This window comes from Niallia sp. FSL W8-0177, assembly GCF_038006285.1.
Classification (GTDB): Bacteria; Bacillota; Bacilli; order Bacillales; family Cytobacillaceae; genus Niallia; species Niallia circulans_A.
Genome location: NZ_JBBOUX010000001.1, coordinates 2,156,278 through 2,173,372, shown reverse-complemented (window position 1 = coordinate 2,173,372; position 17,095 = coordinate 2,156,278). Strand labels below are relative to the sequence as shown.

The window sequence follows — 17,095 nt, the reverse complement described above, 5'->3', positions numbered from 1 at the left end:
ATAACATAAAATGCCTTGAAGCAACCTAGTGGAATGAACAGGGTTTGGGTCAAATAGTCAATGGAAATCAAAGTGAGAAGTTTCCCCTACTTCTTACTTTGATTTTTTTTGTTTTTCGACGCTTTACATTATCCTATATTGTTTGAACGATATATGTCTTTGTAACAGTTTGGCAAGTTTAATAGACTGGCTGATAATCAGATTAGTTTTTCTAGTCTTTTATAGGTGATTCCAAACAAAAAGTGTCATATCCCTTCTCTTCTTGTATATATTGAAGAGAAGGTTTTATTTATTCATACACAGAACAAATGGGATTAATATAGCTTATAAATGAATTCATGCTAGTTTCATAAAAAGAAAACGTATAGATGGGCATCATTTTTACGTTCATAAACAAAGGTCTTATTACTTTAAAATAAAAACTAGCAAAAAAAAGGGGAGGAAAATAAAAAATAAGGCATAAAGAGATAGGACAACATCATAAATATATATTGTCTAATAGTATTAAATGGATAATTCTATCCCATGTACTAGGAAAAGTTCAGGAGGGGATCACTTGGAAAAGGTAAATATTTTTAAAGATATTGCCGAAAGAACGGGCGGTGATATTTACTTAGGTGTAGTAGGAGCAGTGCGTACCGGAAAATCAACTTTTATAAAAAAATTCATGGAATTGGTTGTTATCCCAAACATGGACAATGAAGGTGATAGAGCTCGGACTAAAGATGAGCTTCCACAAAGTGCAGCAGGAAAAACAATTATGACAACAGAGCCAAAGTTCGTTCCAAATCAAGCGGCCTCTATTAAAGTAGATGAAGGATTAGAAGTGAATATTAGGCTTGTAGATTGTGTCGGGTATACTGTGCCGGGTGCACAAGGTTATGAGGATGAAAACGGTCCTAGAATGATCAATACACCATGGTATGAAGAGCCTATTCCATTTCATGAAGCTGCTGAAATAGGAACAAGAAAGGTTATTCAAGAACACAGTACAATTGGAGTTGTTATTACAACAGATGGTACGATTGGTGATATTCCAAGAAGTAACTATCTAGAAGCTGAGAATAGAGTAATTGAAGAGTTAAAAGAGGTTGGTAAACCATTTATTATGATTATTAATAGTGCTCAGCCTTATCATCCTAATACTGATGCTCTAAAACAAGAGCTTTCCGAAAAATATGATATTCCAGTTATTGCCATGAGTGTAGAAAGTATGCGTGAAACAGATGTATTAAATGTTATGCGAGAAGCATTATTCGAGTTTCCAGTTTTAGAGGTAAATGTAAACTTACCAAGCTGGGTAATGGTATTAAGAGAAAATCATTGGTTAAGAGATAATTATCAAGAAGCAGTAAAAGAAACAGTTAAAGACATTAAGAGATTAAGAGATGTGGATAGAGTCGTTTCGCAATTTAGTGAATATGAATTCATTGAAAATGCTGGTCTTGCAGGTATAGAAATGGGGCAAGGTATCGCAGAAATTGATTTGTTTGCACCAGATGAATTATATGATGATATCCTTAAAGAAATTGTAGGTGTGGAAATTAGAGGAAAAGACCACCTACTAGAATTAATGCAAGATTTTGCACATGCTAAAACGGAATATGATCAAATCTCAGATGCTTTAAAAATGGTGAAACAAACTGGGTATGGCATTGCTGCCCCCTCATTAGTGGATATGAGTTTAGATGAACCGGAAATCATTCGTCAAGGCTCGAGATTTGGGGTTAGATTAAAAGCCGTTGCACCATCCATCCATATGATTAAAGTGGATGTGGAAAGTGAATTTGCCCCAATCATTGGATCTGAAAAGCAAAGTGAGGAATTAGTAAGATACTTAATGCAAGATTTTGAGGATGATCCATTATCTATCTGGAATTCGGATATTTTTGGAAGAAGTTTAAGTTCCATCGTCCGAGAAGGCATACAAGCAAAATTGTCATTAATGCCAGAAAATGCACGTTATAAACTGAAAGAGACATTAGAAAGAATTATTAACGAAGGCTCTGGTGGACTCATAGCAATTATTTTGTAAGGACTCTATTTTAGAGTTCTTTTTTTGATGAATAAATAAAAAGGCATTTCTTTTATTAGATATATACCCGTTTATAACTTTGTTGAAACAACGGGAGAATAGTTCCATTTCTGCTCAAATTATGGATGAAATTGGTAAAAATATGGTTTTAATGTTACGCTTTTATTTCAAAATAAGAAAATATTGCTATCAATATATAAAATTTCTTGATATGCAGAAATGATTATGATAATCTTTTAAAGGAATTAGCGTTATAAAAGGTTTCTTAATCTTTATTAAAAGCTTAAGGCTTTTCATACTGGAATTTCTTTTTAGTAGAAACCAATTGGTCTCAATTAAGAAAAAATTCAGTAGGACGTATATAATTCCGTTAATTTGTTTACAAATAAAGATATGAAACTAATTTTTAGCTTTTATTTGAAACACTCGGGAGGAGGTGAAAGGCATGAACAAGACAGAATTAATCAATGCAGTTGCTGAAGCAAGTGAACTATCAAAAAAGGACGCTACTAAAGCAGTTGACGCTGTTTTCGATACAATTTTGAATGCTTTAAAAGATGGTGATAAAGTACAACTTATCGGTTTCGGTAACTTTGAAGTACGTGAGCGTGCGGCTCGTAAAGGTCGTAACCCACAAACTGGTGAAGAAATTGAAATCGCAGCAAGTAAAGTTCCTGCTTTTAAACCAGGTAAAGCACTTAAAGACGCAGTGAAATAATTACATACAATGATAGTATTTCACTAAAACCGCGAAAATTATCGCGGTTTTTTTCTGTTATTTTTTTAATGGTGCAAAGAAACAAAGCTGAATTATGTTCATTTAATTCGGAAAAGATAAAGCAGACCCTTTCCTAAGTGCCAATTGTATCCCTTTACTTTTTCTTGTGATATAATAATTAGAATATGTGATAGAAATGGAAAGTGGCTTTTTAAAAAAGTTTACTTTGTTAATTTGTAGTTCTAAGATAGATAGACAATCTTTCGAGAGATGGTTTCACTTGTCTTAATTAAAAGTAGATGCGAGAAACAAAATTATAGAAAACCAGGAATAAATGGGGAACAAGGGTGATGTTATGGTTATGCAGGAATTAATAGAAAGTGTAAAAAAAAGAGTGATTGAGCGAACTTCGAATCATTATTTGCAAAAACATATACCAAATCCAGTTATAGATGAACATAAGATATTACTAATTATATCTGTCCTTTTAGAGGCAAATATAAAAAAGCAAGAAATAATTACATATGCAGCAACTATTACACTTATACAAATTGCCCTTGATACCCATGAGCTTGTTACAAATGAAAAGATGCATAAAGGGAACGAAAGAAATCGACAGTTAACAGTATTAGCAGGGGATTTATATAGTGGGCAATATTATAAAATATTAGCGGAAATCGAAGACTTTAAAATGCTTAAAATCCTAGCAGAAGGAATTAAAGAGGTAAATGAGAATAAAATATTCTTTTATCAACAGAATGATAAAACAATAGAGCAGGTAATAGAAAGTCTGAAAAATATTGAGGGAGCATTAATTAAAAAGCTTGTGGACTTTTATCAATTAGATCGATGGAACTCACTTATAGAGGAATACTTGTTTCTTTATCGAATACGCAAAGAAAAAGAATTATATGACAGCACACAAAGATCAATTGTCGTCGAAACATTTTATAAGTATGAGAATAAAAACCATTTATTATCTATAAGTGATAAAGCTACCGTATTAGATAAATATCTAAAAGAGACAAGTTCACGACTAGAAGAGATGCTAGAAAATCTTCCTGAATTACAAGCAGTGTTTAGAGAAAATACCTATCAGTTATTAAATGCAATAAACAAACAACAATTGTACGTAGAGGAAGGGTAATTAAAAATGCAAGAGCAGCAATCTAAAGAAGAAAAGGTACATAATGTATTTGAAAAAATTTATAGTAATTACGATAAAATGAATTCAGTCATCAGCTTTCAGCAACATAAACTATGGCGAAAAGACACGATGAAGAGAATGAATGTGCCTAAAGGAGCAGCATGTTTAGATGTATGCTGCGGAACAGCTGATTGGACAATTAGCCTAGCAGAGCAAGTTGGACCAAACGGCAAAGTAGTTGGACTTGATTTTAGTGAAAATATGTTGAGTATCGGTAAACAAAAGACAATGGGATATGAGAATATTGAGCTTATTCACGGGAATGCTATGGAATTGCCATTTGATGATAATCAGTTTGATTTTGTGACAATCGGCTTTGGTTTACGAAATGTTCCAGATTATTTAACTGTTTTAAAAGAGATGCGAAGAGTGGTAAAGCCAGGTGGATTGGTAGTTTGTTTAGAAACATCCCAGCCGACAATGCCGATCTTTAGACAGGGATACTACTTTTATTTTCGATATATCATGCCGGTTTTCGGGAAATTGTTTGCGAAAAGCTATAAGGAATATTCATGGCTTCAAGAATCGGCACGTGACTTTCCGGGTATGAAAGAACTTGCTCTGATGTTTCAAGAAGCTGGACTAAAGAAAGTGACATATAAGCCTTATTTTGGTGGTGTTGCTGCGGTTCATATAGGATATAAATAATCGTGCAATCATAGAGGAGAGTCTAAATCAAAATCCAATAAGCAATATTTGGATCAAGATGGGAGGACTACATTTTAATCCTGTATTCTTGTCCTTGTATTTAGACCTCTTTTTTTCATAAATAGGATTAAATTTATATATAAGCATTTTTATGCTGGATAATTATTTTAAAATATCGATACAAGTTGGGTGAGTAGTTAGTGAAATTAAAAATGATGTACTCATTTTTGAATTCGGATATAGATAAGATTGAGAAAGCTTTGGAAGAAACGGTACAGGCGAACTCTTCCATTTTAAGAGAATCATCGTTACATTTATTGCAAGCAGGTGGCAAAAGAATACGTCCGATATTCGTATTGCTTGCTGGACAGTTTGGTAACTATGATATTCAGGTTATAAAAAAGGCAGCTATTTCATTAGAATTAATTCATATGGCATCCTTAGTTCATGATGATGTTATAGACGACTCCGATTTAAGGAGAGGCCAACCGACGATTAAAGCAAAATGGGATAATAAAGTAGCCATGTATACAGGGGATTATATTTTTGCTAGGTCAATAGAAATTATGAGTGAGATAGATAAGCCAGCTGCTCACAAAGTCCTTGCTAATACGATAGTGGAAGTATGTATCGGTGAAATTCAGCAAATAAAAGATAAATACCGATTTGATCAAAATATAAGGGATTATTTTCGACGAATTAAACGGAAAACGGCATTATTAATATCGGCAAGCTCGTTAGTAGGGGCTATTGTTTCTGATGTTGAGGAAGATTATCAACAAAAGTTATATCGATTTGGTTATTATGTTGGAATGTCTTATCAAATCATAGATGATGTTCTCGATTTTGTAGGTACGGAAGAAGAATTAGGAAAGCCTGCTGGTGGAGATTTACTTCAAGGAAATATTACTTTGCCTGTTTTATTCGCGATGGAACAAGAAAAAGTGCGCGATAAAGTAATAACTGTTCATGAGGCAATGCCTAAGAAAGAGTTAATGGAAATTATCTCCATGATCAAAAATACAGATGCTATCGATCGTTCCTTGCAGGTTAGTGATTTGTATTTAAAAAAGGCTTTGCAAACTATCCATGATTTGCCAAATGGAAAAGCAAAATCTGCACTTAATAATATCGCTAAATATTTAGGGAAGCGCAAATTTTAAGGAATAAGCATACCTTTTGTACATGTTTTTGATGAAAGCGTTTTTAAATTTCTTTTGCATAAATTGGGTTTTTGTGGTAAGTTTTTCATGAATGACCATGTTTACTAGTCTAATACATATGGTAGGAGTGAGCTTATGGAAAGAACATTTCTAATGGTAAAGCCAGATGGGGTACAAAGAAATTTAATAGGGAAAATAGTAACCCGTTTTGAAGAAAAAGGTTTTCAACTTGTTGGAGCAAAGCTTATTCATATTACGGAAAATTTAGCGGAACAACATTATGCAGAACACAAAGGCAAGCCGTTTTTTACACAATTAGTAGATTTTATTACTTCAGGTCCTGTTTTTGCAATGGTTTGGCAAGGAGAGGAAGTTATTGCCAAGGCAAGACTGATGATGGGAAAAACGGATCCTTTGGAAGCTTTGCCTGGTACGGTTCGTGGTGATTTTGGAGTAGTAAAACATAAAAATATTATCCATGGGTCTGACGGGATAGAAAGTGCTCAAAGAGAAATTGCTCTTTTCTTTAAAGAAGAAGAAATAGTAGAGTATAAGAAACTATTAGATAGTTGGATTTACTAATATAGCTTACTTAGCTGTCCTATGCAGGGCAGCTATTTTTTTGAATGATTAAACTAAGAGACCGGCTACCTTGGAGTATGGGCGATGATATCCAGCCGCTTCCGCTTTTGATGTCTAGCTCCGGGCACTAGGGGCTGATGGGCTTCTCGACCGTTCCCTAGGATAAGGCAACATCGATTCACTAACGTTCATCGTGTATCCTATATCTCAGGAACGGTCGCTCCATCCCACACGCCCCTACCGAGTGCCCTCCGCTTTTCAATGTCAAGCTTCAGCGCCTATCTTCTAGCAAACTTCGGTCGCTTCCCTACGATAAGTCAACATCGTTTCACTGCTTCCCCGTGTTTCCTTTATCTCAGTCAGCGCCCTCCAGTTTGTACGCCCATAACCAGTCGCTTCTGCTTTTCTAGTAATTATATGAATTATCGGAATAAAATTTGGCCGTTTTGTGGGAAAATCGTATATACTTAAAAAGTAGTTGATTTTATTATACTTGTGAGGAATTTTAAATGGAGAAGGATTTTCAAGATTTTATAAAGAATTTTTACAAATTATCAGGAATAGATTTGTCTTTGTACAAAGAGGCACAAATGAAAAGAAGGTTGACATCTCTTTATGAAAAAAGGGGTTTTACTTCTTTTGAAGATTATTTTAAAGCGATACATAAGGATAAACATTTATTGGACGAGCTTTTAGATCGAATGACAATTAATGTTTCTGAGTTTTACCGGAATTATAAACGCTGGGAAGTACTGGAGAAAAAAATCTTACCCTCTCTTCTACAATCAAAAGCACAATTAAAGGTTTGGAGTGCCGCCTGCTCAACAGGAGAGGAGCCTTATACTTTATCTATGCTTCTTTCCAATGAAATGAAGTTGAGAGACTTTCAAATTCTTGCGACGGATATTGATATTAACGCCTTAGACAGGGCAAAAAAGGGCATTTATTTAGAGCGAGCATTAAACGAAGTACCATCCGCTCAAAAAGATAAATATTTTGAAAAAGATGGTGCAATGTTCAAAATAAAAGAGGAAGTTAAAAGAAATGTAACATTTAAGAAGCAAAACTTATTATCGGATTCGTTTGGCGGACCATTTGATTTAATTGTGTGTAGAAATGTTCTTATCTATTTTACAGAGGATGCAAAAGATTTACTTTACCATAAATTTTCTCAAGCTTTAAAACCTGGTGGAATTTTCTTTGTAGGGAGTACAGAGCAAATTTTTACACCTGCTAAATATGGATTTGAGACAGCAGATACTTTTTTTTATCGGAAAATATAAGTTAATGGCAAAACAACACTGCAAATTTATCGTTGTTTTGCCATTGTTTACATGATTGCTATTTTTCTTATGAAAAGGATTATCGCGTTGTAATATTTTGCGAAGATTTTTAGATTTTCACTATTCATAACAGGATTGGTATGTTATATTGGAACATAATCACTTTAAAGCGTTGAAGGGAGAAAGGATTCATTATGAGATATTTAACATCTGGGGAGTCACATGGTCCCAAATTAATCACAATTATCGAAGGACTTCCTGCTGGAATGCCTTTATTAGCTGAAGATATAAATAAGGAGTTAGCTAGAAGACAAAAAGGGCATGGCAGAGGAAGAAGAATGCAAATAGAAACAGATACCGTTGAAATTGGCGGCGGTATTAGACATGGTTATACGCTAGGTTCACCGGTTTCATTGATTGTAGAAAACAACGATTGGAAGCATTGGACTAAAGTTATGGGACAGGACCCAATTGATGAAGCGGAAGCAAACGAAATAAAACGAAAAATAAGTCGTCCACGCCCAGGGCATGCAGATTTAAATGGCGCTATTAAATATGGTCACCGCGATATGAGAAATGTGTTAGAGAGATCTTCTGCCCGTGAAACGACAGTTCGTGTAGCGGCAGGGGCAGTGGCGAAAAAGCTCCTTGATTTACTAGGGATTAAAGTTGCCTCACATGTCGTTGAAATTGGTGGTATAAAATCAAATATAACTAATTATGAGTCGATTGAAAAACTTAGGGAAATTACGGAAAATTCTCCTGTTCGCTGTTTAGATGAAGAAGCAGGCTTAAAAATGATGAATGCCATCGATGAAGCGAAAGCAAATGGTGATTCCATTGGCGGTGTAGTAGAAGTAATAGTGGAAGGTATGCCGATTGGTGTGGGAAGCTATGTGCACTATGACCGTAAATTAGATGCAAAGCTTGCTGCCGCAATCATGAGTATAAATGCATTTAAAGGAGTAGAGATTGGAATAGGCTTTGAAGCTGCTAGAAAGCCAGGGAGTGAAGTTCATGATGAGATTATATGGGATCAAGAAAATGGCTATTCTCGCAGAACAAACCGTCTAGGTGGCTTAGAGGGTGGAATGACAAACGGTATGCCAATTGTTGTAAGAGGGGTAATGAAGCCAATTCCGACCCTATATAAACCATTAAAAAGCGTGGATATCGATACAAAAGAAGAATTTACAGCTAGCATTGAACGCAGTGATAGCTGCGCAGTTCCAGCGGCATCTGTAGTAGCAGAGCATGCAGTTGCTTGGGAGCTTGCTGCAGCTATTGTTGATCAATTTTATGCTGATCGATTTGAAGGACTTGTAGCTAATATTGCTGAGCACAATAGACACGCGAGGGAATTCTAATGCAGACTGTTTCCATTCAAACAACGTCGAAACAATATGATGTATGGATCGGAGAACGTGTTATTGATGAGCTTTCAGCATTTCTGCAAAAGGAATTTGTTGATGTAACAAAAGTTTTAATTATTACCGATGAGTCAGTTGAAAAGTTGCACCTGAAAACGGTTGAAAAGAAACTTTCCTCCTTTCCTGTCGTTAGCTATACAGTGCCAGCAGGAGAAAAGGCAAAAACATTTGATGTTTTTTATGCTTGTTTGACCTATATGCTAGAACAGCACCTTGACCGTAAATCGCTAGTGTTAGCATTAGGGGGCGGAGCCGTTGGGGATTTAGCAGGCTATGTAGCTGCTTCCTTTATGAGAGGAATTCCTTTTATTCAAATACCAACCACTATTTTAGCTCATGATAGTGCAGTTGGCGGAAAAGTAGCTATTAACCATCCTTTAGGTAAAAACATGATTGGTGTTTTTAATCAGCCAGAAGCTGTCTTTTATGATACAACGTTTCTATCTACACTGCCGCTTCAAGAACTTCGCTCAGGATTTGGTGAGGTAATCAAACATGCATTAATTAGCGATATAAGCTTTTATCATGAACTACGTAGCAAGATAAGTGATTTATCACAAGTAAAAATTGCTTATTGGTCTGAAATTCTTGAGAAAGGTATTCTTGTTAAACAAGCGATTGTTGAAGAAGATGAAAAGGAAACAAGTGTACGTGCCTTTTTGAATTTTGGGCATACATTAGGTCATGCAATTGAGGCAGAGATGGGGTATGGAAAATTTACTCATGGAGAAGCTGTCGTGATTGGAATGATATTTGCGATAAGATTAAGTAAGCGAAAATATGACATAGCATTTTCACTAGAGGAGTATATAAAGTGGCTTAAACAGTTAGGTTATACTTGTGATATTCACAATGATTTAGAAATAGAACGTTTAATTGATCGAATGAGACAGGATAAGAAATCTATAAATGGGACGATTCGTTTTGTCCTTTTACAAGAAATAGGATCTCCTGTGCTAGTAGAAGTGAACGAAGCGGTAATTAGAGAAGAATTAGGTTTATTTAAAGGTGGGAAGTAGATGATTAGAGGCGTTAGAGGAGCAATAACGGTTGAACACAATATCGAAGCAGAAATTTTATCTGCAACAGAAAGACTTTTTAAAGAGATGATAAACGCAAATAATATAAAAGCATGTGATGTGGCATCCGTATTTTTGTCAGTAACAGATGATATAAATGCTGCTTTCCCAGCTAAAATTATTCGTATGCAAGAAGATTGGACATATGTACCAGTTATGTGTATGAAAGAAATAGCAGTTCCTCATTCATTAGAAAAGTGTATTCGGATTATGATGCATTGGAACACGGAGCTGCCGCAAGAGGAAATACAGCATACTTATTTAGAAAAAGCAATTCAATTAAGACCTGATTTAACAAAACAATAAACTTGAGGTGAAAAATATGAAATGGAAACAGCAGCTTTTAGGGTTGAAAGCTTACCAGCCTGGTAGAACGATAGATGAAGTGAAAAAACAATTTAAACTTGAACATATTGTTAAGCTTGCGTCTAATGAGAACCCATTTGGAAGTTCTCCAAAAGTATTAGAGGCTTTAAAAAAAGTCGATGGCTCTTATGCATTGTATCCCGATGGATATGCAACAAACCTTCGCTATGCGTTAGCTGATTTTTTAAAGGTTAAACCAGAAGAGTTAGTATTAGGAAATGGTTCTGATGAAATTATCTTAATGATATCTAGAGCCTTATTAAGACCAGGGTTAAATACGGTAATGGCTAGTCATACATTTGGACAATATAAGCACAATGCAGTCGTTGATGGAGCAGAGGTTCGAGAAGTTCCTCTAACAGAAAAAGCAGAACATGACCTGCCTGCAATGCTTAAAGCTATTGATGATAATACTAGTGTTGTCTGGCTATGCAGCCCAAATAATCCAACCGGTACATATATCCCTGAGCAGGACTTACTTGCTTTTCTAGAAAAAGTTCCAGAGGATGTGCTTGTAGTACTTGATGAAGCGTATTACGAGTATGTAGTGGCAGAAGACTATTATGAAGCTATTTCGCTCACACGACAGTTTAATAATTTAATCGTTTTACGAACATTTTCAAAGATATACGGTCTTGCGAGCTTCCGTGTAGGATATGGTGTTGCCAATGCTAGCTTATTAAACACATTAGACCCGGTTAGAGAACCATTTAATGTTAATACATTAGGGCAAATCGCAACAGAAGAGGCCTTAAAGGATCAAGAATTTGTGGAGTCTTGTCGAGAGAAAAATAGAGAAGGTCTTGAACAGTTATATCGTTTCTGTGAGGAAAATAATTTATCCTACTTCCCATCACAAACAAATTTTGTGCTAGTTGATTTCAAAATAGATGGGGATGAAGTATTTCAATACTTAATGAGTAAAGGGTATATCGTCCGTTCAGGTGTTCCATTGAATTATCCAACCTCTGTTCGAATTACAATAGGCTCAAAAGAAGAAAACGATGGTTTGATTGAAGCAATGAAACAGTTTCTTGCTGAAAAGAAAGTGGCGCAATAACAATTGGGAATAGAAGGCGGTGATAGAATGAACGGTCGCGTCTTCATAATAGGTTTAGGACTTATAGGTGGATCGTTAGCTTTATGTATAAAAAAAGAACACCCAGAAAGCATCATTACAGGTTTTGATATTTCCGAGGATAATTTGAAATTAGCCAGTATGATGGGGGTTATTGATAATCTTTCAACAACGATAGAAGAAGGTGCAAAAACTGCTGATTTGATTATTCTTTCTACACCAGTTAAAGAAACAGAAAAAATCATCGAAATACTTTCTAAAATAGAATTGAAAGAAAATGTTATCATCACAGATGTTGGAAGCACTAAGTCTGTTATTACAGAAAAGTCACAAGTACTATTAGATAAAAACGTTACTTTTATTGGGGGACATCCAATGGCTGGCTCCCATAAAAGTGGTGTTTCCGCATCAAAAGTACTTCTTTTTGAAAATGCTTTTTATTTATTAACTCCCCATGAAAAAATCAAGGATCAGCATGTTCAGTGTTTATTAAAATGGTTACAAGGCACAAATGCGAAATTTCTTGTTATTTCTCCTGAAGAGCATGATTTGTTAGCTGGGGCTATCAGTCATATGCCGCATATAGTTGCTGCATCACTGGTGCATCAAGCAGATCAGATTAGTGAAAAGCATAAGCTAGTAACTAGGTTAGCAGCCGGAGGATTTAGAGACATTACGAGAATCGCCTCTAGCAGCCCCTCAATGTGGCGCGATATATTAATACATAATAAAAACGTGTTAATTGAGTTAATGAATGAATGGAAAAAAGAAATGGACAGAGTCCTTACTCTCATTGAAAATGAACGGGCCGAAGAATTATATGACTATTTTTCCCGAGCAAAAAAAGTAAGAGATGGTTTGCCCCAAGATCAAAAAGGGGCAATCCCAGCTTTTTATGATTTATTTGTAGATGTACCGGATTATCCAGGGGTTATATCTGAGATTACAGGTTATTTAGCTCAAGAAAAAATAAGTATAACGAATATTAGAATAATGGAAACCAGAGAAGAGATATTCGGAATTCTGGCAATTAGTTTTCAAACCGAAGAAGATAGAATAAGAGCACAGAAGTGTATTGCTACCTATTCTAATTATGATACTACGATTGGATAAAAGGATGTGAAGCTATTGGACTTAATCACACTTAAAACAAAAAATCGAGGTTTAAAAGGAGAAATTGCAGTCCCAGGTGACAAATCGATTTCTCACCGCTCGATTATGTTTGGATCGATAGCAAATGGGACAACAACGGTTACAAATTTTTTATTAGGCGATGACTGCTTAAGTACGATCGCTTGTTTCCGGAAGCTAGGTGTTCTAATAGAACAAAATGAAAAAGAAGTGGTAATACACGGAAAAGGAATGGAAGCATTACAAGAGCCAAAAGATATATTGGATGTTGGGAACTCAGGGACGACTATCCGCTTGCTAACAGGAATATTATCCGGTTTACCATTTCATAGTACGCTAATTGGTGATTCATCCATTGGGAAACGGCCAATGACAAGAGTTGTTGCTCCTCTAAGAGAAATGGGGGCGAAAATTGATGGCAGGGAAGACGGAAAATATACTCCTTTATCCGTTCGAGGCGGTAATTTACAGAGTATTACCTATCGATTACCAGTAGCAAGTGCTCAAGTTAAATCAGCGATTTTATTTGCAGGTCTGAATGCAGATGGAGTTACAAAAATAATAGAGCCTGTACCTACTAGAGATCATACCGAAAGAATGATTCAGCGATTTGGAGGCGAAATTAGCAGAAAAGACAAGGAGATCTTTGTAGAAGGTGCTCAAAAGCTTTCTGGAACCAACATTCATGTGCCAGGAGATATTTCTTCTGCAGCCTTCTTCCTTGTAGCTGGTTGCATCGTTCCTAACAGCAAAATTTCATTAAATAATGTCGGTCTTAATCCTACTAGGACTGGTATTTTAGAGGTTCTTCATAACATGGGAGCATGCATGGAGATTCATAAAAATGATACCGATGTATTTGAACCTACAGGAACGATTACTGTGTCTACAAGTGATTTAAAGGGAACAACGATTGAGGGAGAAATTATTCCGAAGTTAATTGATGAAATTCCGATTATTGCTTTATTAGCTACCCAGGCTGAAGGGGTAACGGTTATAAAGGATGCGCATGAGCTTAAGGTGAAGGAAACGAATAGAATTGATACAGTAGTAACCGAGTTAAAGAAATTAGGTGCGGATATACAAGCGACAGAGGATGGTATGATTATCCGGGGAGGGAAGAAGCTTATCGGAACGAAAGTGGATTCCCATGGAGATCACCGTATCGGAATGATGCTGGCGATTGCTGCGCAGATTTGTGAAGGCGAACTTACCCTTGAAAATGCTAAGGCAATTTCAGTATCTTATCCTTCGTTTTTCGAGCATCTCAATGAATTATCGAATAGAAAATAACAGAGCCCGTCGATGAACATAGTATGTTTATCGGCGATTTTTTTCTGGCGGTAAATAAGATTAAATTCTTGCTGGAGGAATATTTGCAAATCTTAAATCATAGCTTGTCTTAAAAAGACTAGGCGGTGATTTAAGATGCGATATATCATCGAAAATATACATTTATTAAAGAGGCAAAGAGTAAAAAAGACCTCCATTCTAATTGAGGATAACAGGGTGGAATTGATGAGAGATACCTTTAACTCCTATCAATATATGCGAATGGATGGTTCTCCTTATATGATGGCTCCCACCACAGTTATGCTTGATAATCATGTCACGAGAATTCTTTCCTATACTCAACAAAAACAATACATTGAAGAAAATTTAATTAAAAAAGGGTGTACAACCTTGCTGTTTTATTTAGAGGTTAACAGAGAAAGGGAATTGCCGTTACAAGTGAAAAAAATGAAGACTCCTTTGTTAAACTGTGCGATTGATTTTGTTGCTGGCGTGAAAATTCCTTTAAAACTGCTAACACCAAGTTTTATACGAGGATGCAAAAGAGAAAAAATCCCTGTTATATTTATTGAGGTAGAAGATGTAAAAGCGTTATACCGAGTACCTTGGGGATGGATAAAAGAAGCCCTATTCCCCTATAACGCTCCATTGGTTCCCATTTTTTTAACAAAAGATCAACAAGAAAAGAAAATAGCACAAAATATGTGGTCAAGCTTAATGAGAGATGTTAAAATACCCTCTATTCCCCATGAGATAAAAGAAGGAATAGCGATAGCTTATCCGGATTTAGTGAAAATGGGGATATATCCATTTAAAGGTAATATATATCAAGGTGGAGAAGTAACATATAATTTATTTGCTATGGATGATGCAATTATAAATATTGAAGAAAATGATTTGTTTCATTATCATTATGATAGAATACAAATGACCATACACAAAGGTAAATGTATTCGAGCAGGGGATAAAGTGTTTTACCGCCCTGGTTTTGGTGAATTACTGGAAGTAAAAGTACCTTCCTTCCTGACAGTATAGAAGGGGATTAGAGAGGATTATTATATGGAAAGAGTTAATGAAATTATATCTTTATTAGAGGACGGTCAACAAGACAAAGCGTTAAAATATTATCAGGATGTATTAAAATCAGGGAATAATGAAGAAAGATTTGTGCTGGGGGAAGAATTATTTCAGTTAGGCTTTTTGGAGGAAGCAAAAGATTTATTCTTAGTTTTACTGGAAGGTTACCCAGAAGAAGGAGAATTACTTGTTCTTGTCGCGGAAGTAGAAATGGAATTAGGCAATGAAGAAGCCGCGATTTCTTATTTAGAACAATTAAACCCAAATGATCCTTCATTTCCTCAAGCATTGCTTTTGCTTGCTGATCTCTATCAAATGGATGGGTTATATGAGGTTAGCGAACAAAAACTAAAAGAAGCGCAAAAAATCTTACCAGATGAGGTAATTATCGATTTTGCGTTAGGTGAATTATATGCAGAACAAGGAAAAATTACCGAGGCTATTAAGTCCTACCAAAAGGTATTACCCAAAGAGGAAAATATCGCTGGCGTAAATATAAATGGGAGAATTGCAGATAATCTAAGTGCTGGGGGTGCATTTGAGGATGCTATTCCTTATTATGAAAAAGCACTCGAGGAAAAAGTCGAGATCAATACGCTCTTTAATCTCGCTTTGACTGCATCGCAAGCGGGATTATATACAATTGCTATAAATCGGTTTGAAGAGGTAAAAGGATTGGATCCCTCTTATCATTCCTTATATCTTTATTTAGCTCGCAGCTATGAGCAGGAGGAAATGCTGAATGAAGCGTATAATACAGTTATCGAGGGAATAAAGCAAGATGAGTTTAATAAAGATTTATACTTATATGGTGGTAAATTAGCTTTAAAACGTGGTGACGAACAAAAAGCCGAGGAACATTTTAGAGAAGCGCTTGCAATAGATCCTGAATTTACAGAAGCAGTTCTTTTATTGAATAAATTATTTTTAACACAAGATCGATTTGATGATGTTCTTGAGCTAATTGAGATGATGGATAACCAAGAAATAGAAGAACCTCAATTACATTGGGATGCTGCTAAAGCATTTCATGGAATAGAAAAATATTCAGAGGCATTAAACAAATATCAATTAGCATATACTTTCTTTAAAGAACTTCCAGATTTTCTATATGATTATGGATATTTTCTTTTAGAAGAAGGAAAAAGAAAGGATGCTGCCGAAATTTTTAATATGCTTTTACAAACAGATCCAAGTAATGAAGAGTATATTGAAATATTACAACGCCTTATGGATAACGAATAAGGTTTTTGGATGAACAAGTTTTAATTGACGTTGTAAAAGGCTTATCGAGTGCAAAGAGAATTGTCATTTCCTTAGACGCAGGTAAAACAGGTTGGATAGTAAAAAATTTGTTGCAAGCAGAGGAGGGAATTACAAAATGAAAACCCCTGTATCTGTCAACGAGAAAAAAGACTTCATTCGTTGGTTTTTGAATCACTATCAATTGAAGAGACGGGAATGTGTATGGATTTTAAATTATTTAATGAGTCATGATCAATTGATGGAAAAAGTCCATTTTGTTGAAAATGCAGAGAAATGTCCAAGAGGTTTAATTATGTCCACGCATTGTGTTGATGAAGTACCTTTTAGATTTTATAAAGAAAATGTGATGACTACAGATGCAGAAAAGTCTTTTCATGATATTCGCCTTAATCGTGATGAAGATATTTATATTCAGCTTAATTTTTATGCATCGAATCAAGTTCATCAATATGCAGCTGTGTTAGTAGAAAATCCATTTATGCCGAAAAAACTGCAAATTACCGAAAAAGATAAAATGATTGCAGAACAATTTTTAGTGAAGAGTATAGAAAAATTCCAAAAAGAAAAACTTCTCCAGTTAATTGATGAGGCGCTAGATAATGGTGATAAAGAGATGTTCATTACCTTAACAAATCAATTGAAGTTCTTTCAAAATAAATGAAAAAGCATGTAGTCCCGTAAAGCCGATAATAGACTTTGCGGGATTATTTTAATATCGATAGATTTTCCGATGCTTTAT

The 17,095-nt window shown here is 35.3% G+C and carries 17 protein-coding genes; all 17 read left to right on the top strand.

Annotation, left to right across the window (positions count from 1 at the left end):
- Window positions 1-556: 556 nt before the first annotated feature.
- The 17 genes from spoIVA to NST77_RS10630 all read left to right on the top strand — a co-directional run bounded on the left by spoIVA (window position 557) and on the right by NST77_RS10630 (window position 17,017).
- The gene (spoIVA, locus tag NST77_RS10710; protein ID WP_095331833.1) at window positions 557-2,035 is read left to right on the top strand and encodes a stage IV sporulation protein A; all 1,479 of its coding nucleotides are present in this window, start codon (window positions 557-559) and stop codon (window positions 2,033-2,035) included.
- Window positions 2,036-2,480: 445 nt separating this feature from the next.
- The gene (locus tag NST77_RS10705) at window positions 2,481-2,753 is read left to right on the top strand and encodes an HU family DNA-binding protein (RefSeq protein WP_016203034.1); all 273 of its coding nucleotides are present in this window, start codon (window positions 2,481-2,483) and stop codon (window positions 2,751-2,753) included.
- A 334-nt stretch (window positions 2,754-3,087) separates the two neighbouring features.
- Window positions 3,088-3,900, top strand: a complete 813-nt coding sequence (locus NST77_RS10700) for a heptaprenyl diphosphate synthase component 1 (protein WP_341122964.1) — start codon at window positions 3,088-3,090, stop codon at window positions 3,898-3,900.
- Window positions 3,901-3,906: 6 nt separating this feature from the next.
- Window positions 3,907-4,608, top strand: a complete 702-nt coding sequence (locus NST77_RS10695; protein ID WP_095331837.1) for a demethylmenaquinone methyltransferase — start codon at window positions 3,907-3,909, stop codon at window positions 4,606-4,608.
- A gap of 200 nt (window positions 4,609-4,808) precedes the next feature.
- The gene (gene hepT / locus NST77_RS10690) at window positions 4,809-5,771 is read left to right on the top strand and encodes a heptaprenyl diphosphate synthase component II (protein WP_123257847.1); all 963 of its coding nucleotides are present in this window, start codon (window positions 4,809-4,811) and stop codon (window positions 5,769-5,771) included.
- 135 nt (window positions 5,772-5,906) lie between these two features.
- Complete coding sequence (gene ndk / locus NST77_RS10685) at window positions 5,907-6,353, top strand: nucleoside-diphosphate kinase (RefSeq protein WP_095331840.1); 447 nt, start codon at window positions 5,907-5,909, stop codon at window positions 6,351-6,353.
- 509 nt (window positions 6,354-6,862) lie between these two features.
- Entirely contained in the window at window positions 6,863-7,636 is a 774-nt protein-coding gene (locus NST77_RS10680) for a CheR family methyltransferase (protein ID WP_095331842.1), read from the top strand.
- A 194-nt stretch (window positions 7,637-7,830) separates the two neighbouring features.
- On the top strand, window positions 7,831-9,003 hold the full coding sequence (gene aroC, locus NST77_RS10675; RefSeq protein WP_095331844.1) for a chorismate synthase: 1,173 nt from the start codon (window positions 7,831-7,833) through the stop codon (window positions 9,001-9,003).
- The gene (aroB, locus tag NST77_RS10670; protein ID WP_341122963.1) at window positions 9,003-10,085 is read left to right on the top strand and encodes a 3-dehydroquinate synthase; all 1,083 of its coding nucleotides are present in this window, start codon (window positions 9,003-9,005) and stop codon (window positions 10,083-10,085) included. The genes aroC and aroB overlap by 1 nt, the downstream gene beginning before the upstream one ends.
- Window positions 10,086-10,451 (top strand): chorismate mutase, encoded by a 366-nt coding sequence (aroH, locus tag NST77_RS10665; RefSeq protein WP_095331848.1) that lies wholly within the window; start codon window positions 10,086-10,088, stop codon window positions 10,449-10,451.
- Between the two features lie 16 nt (window positions 10,452-10,467).
- Entirely contained in the window at window positions 10,468-11,571 is a 1,104-nt protein-coding gene (gene hisC, locus NST77_RS10660) for a histidinol-phosphate transaminase (protein ID WP_095331850.1), read from the top strand.
- Between the two features lie 27 nt (window positions 11,572-11,598).
- Window positions 11,599-12,702, top strand: a complete 1,104-nt coding sequence (locus NST77_RS10655; protein ID WP_095331852.1) for a prephenate dehydrogenase — start codon at window positions 11,599-11,601, stop codon at window positions 12,700-12,702.
- A gap of 15 nt (window positions 12,703-12,717) precedes the next feature.
- The gene (gene aroA / locus NST77_RS10650; RefSeq protein WP_095331854.1) at window positions 12,718-14,013 is read left to right on the top strand and encodes a 3-phosphoshikimate 1-carboxyvinyltransferase; all 1,296 of its coding nucleotides are present in this window, start codon (window positions 12,718-12,720) and stop codon (window positions 14,011-14,013) included.
- Window positions 14,014-14,238: 225 nt separating this feature from the next.
- Window positions 14,239-15,048, top strand: a complete 810-nt coding sequence (locus NST77_RS10645; RefSeq protein ID WP_341122962.1) for a hypothetical protein — start codon at window positions 14,239-14,241, stop codon at window positions 15,046-15,048.
- A gap of 24 nt (window positions 15,049-15,072) precedes the next feature.
- Window positions 15,073-16,335, top strand: coding sequence for a tetratricopeptide repeat protein (locus NST77_RS10640; RefSeq protein ID WP_095331858.1), 1,263 nt, complete (start codon window positions 15,073-15,075; stop codon window positions 16,333-16,335).
- Window positions 16,336-16,340: 5 nt separating this feature from the next.
- Window positions 16,341-16,475: a hypothetical protein gene (locus NST77_RS10635; protein ID WP_341122961.1), complete on the top strand. Its 135-nt coding sequence runs from the start codon at window positions 16,341-16,343 to the stop codon at window positions 16,473-16,475.
- A complete protein-coding gene (locus NST77_RS10630) occupies window positions 16,472-17,017 on the top strand; it encodes a ReoY family proteolytic degradation factor (RefSeq protein WP_047940375.1) in 546 nt (181 codons plus the stop codon). Before NST77_RS10635 ends, NST77_RS10630 begins: the two co-directional genes overlap by 4 nt.
- Window positions 17,018-17,095: the final 78 nt, after the last annotated feature.

What these genes read in the sequence shown, in the direction of transcription:
- NST77_RS10695 (WP_095331837.1), top strand. Translation starts at nt 3,907, where the DNA reads ATGCAAGAGCAGCAATCTAAAGAAGAAAAGGTACATAATGTATTTGAA.
- NST77_RS10655 (WP_095331852.1), top strand. Translation starts at nt 11,599, where the DNA reads ATGAACGGTCGCGTCTTCATAATAGGTTTAGGACTTATAGGTGGATCG.
- NST77_RS10705 (WP_016203034.1), top strand. Translation starts at nt 2,481, where the DNA reads ATGAACAAGACAGAATTAATCAATGCAGTTGCTGAAGCAAGTGAACTA.
- NST77_RS10645 (WP_341122962.1), top strand. Translation starts at nt 14,239, where the DNA reads ATGAGAGATACCTTTAACTCCTATCAATATATGCGAATGGATGGTTCT.
- NST77_RS10680 (WP_095331842.1), top strand. Translation starts at nt 6,863, where the DNA reads ATGGAGAAGGATTTTCAAGATTTTATAAAGAATTTTTACAAATTATCA.
- NST77_RS10700 (WP_341122964.1), top strand. Translation starts at nt 3,088, where the DNA reads ATGGGGAACAAGGGTGATGTTATGGTTATGCAGGAATTAATAGAAAGT.
- aroH (WP_095331848.1), top strand. Translation starts at nt 10,086, where the DNA reads ATGATTAGAGGCGTTAGAGGAGCAATAACGGTTGAACACAATATCGAA.
- NST77_RS10640 (WP_095331858.1), top strand. Translation starts at nt 15,073, where the DNA reads ATGGAAAGAGTTAATGAAATTATATCTTTATTAGAGGACGGTCAACAA.
- hisC (WP_095331850.1), top strand. Translation starts at nt 10,468, where the DNA reads ATGAAATGGAAACAGCAGCTTTTAGGGTTGAAAGCTTACCAGCCTGGT.
- aroB (WP_341122963.1), top strand. Translation starts at nt 9,003, where the DNA reads ATGCAGACTGTTTCCATTCAAACAACGTCGAAACAATATGATGTATGG.
- NST77_RS10630 (WP_047940375.1), top strand. Translation starts at nt 16,472, where the DNA reads ATGAAAACCCCTGTATCTGTCAACGAGAAAAAAGACTTCATTCGTTGG.
- ndk (WP_095331840.1), top strand. Translation starts at nt 5,907, where the DNA reads ATGGAAAGAACATTTCTAATGGTAAAGCCAGATGGGGTACAAAGAAAT.
- aroC (WP_095331844.1), top strand. Translation starts at nt 7,831, where the DNA reads ATGAGATATTTAACATCTGGGGAGTCACATGGTCCCAAATTAATCACA.